Origin of the sequence: Pseudoalteromonas phenolica (genome assembly GCF_005886345.1) — a bacterium.
Lineage (GTDB): Bacteria > Pseudomonadota > Gammaproteobacteria > Enterobacterales > Alteromonadaceae > Pseudoalteromonas > Pseudoalteromonas phenolica_A.
This window is the reverse complement of sequence record NZ_PNEC01000119.1, coordinates 1-369: the sequence shown is the minus strand read 5'-3', so window position 1 is coordinate 369 and position 369 is coordinate 1. Positions and strand designations below refer to the sequence as shown.

Annotated in this window: 1 protein-coding gene; it reads right to left on the bottom strand. The window is 36.0% G+C overall.

The window, feature by feature from the left end; all coding sequences use genetic code 11:
* The coding region (locus tag CWB72_RS20300; protein ID WP_252371609.1) for a 3-hydroxyacyl-CoA dehydrogenase family protein at positions 1–369 on the bottom strand (369 nt) is incomplete at both ends.

The following is a 369-nucleotide window of genomic DNA, read 5'->3' as shown; positions in this document are numbered from 1 at the left end:
TACAGGTATTTTTTTCATTTGTTTGGCAACTCCTACTAACACGGCTATTATATTAGGATCAGTTTGTGCTCCCTGTATTATTTCAACCAGTTTCATGATGGGTGCAGGATTGAAAAAATGCATCCCCGCGAATTGATGAGGATACATAAATTCTTCTGCCAGACTGTTAATACTGATCGATGATGTATTGGATGCGTAAATAGTTTTGCTCCCGTTTAAAGCAGCGAGTTTATTAAATAAGTCCTTTTTAACAGCTACGTTCTCAATAATTGCTTCAATAACTAAATCAGCTTTACACAAGTCTAAATTGCTTGTAAACTGAATGCGTTCGTAAGTAGCTTTATTAGCTTCTGCACTTATTGCCCCTTT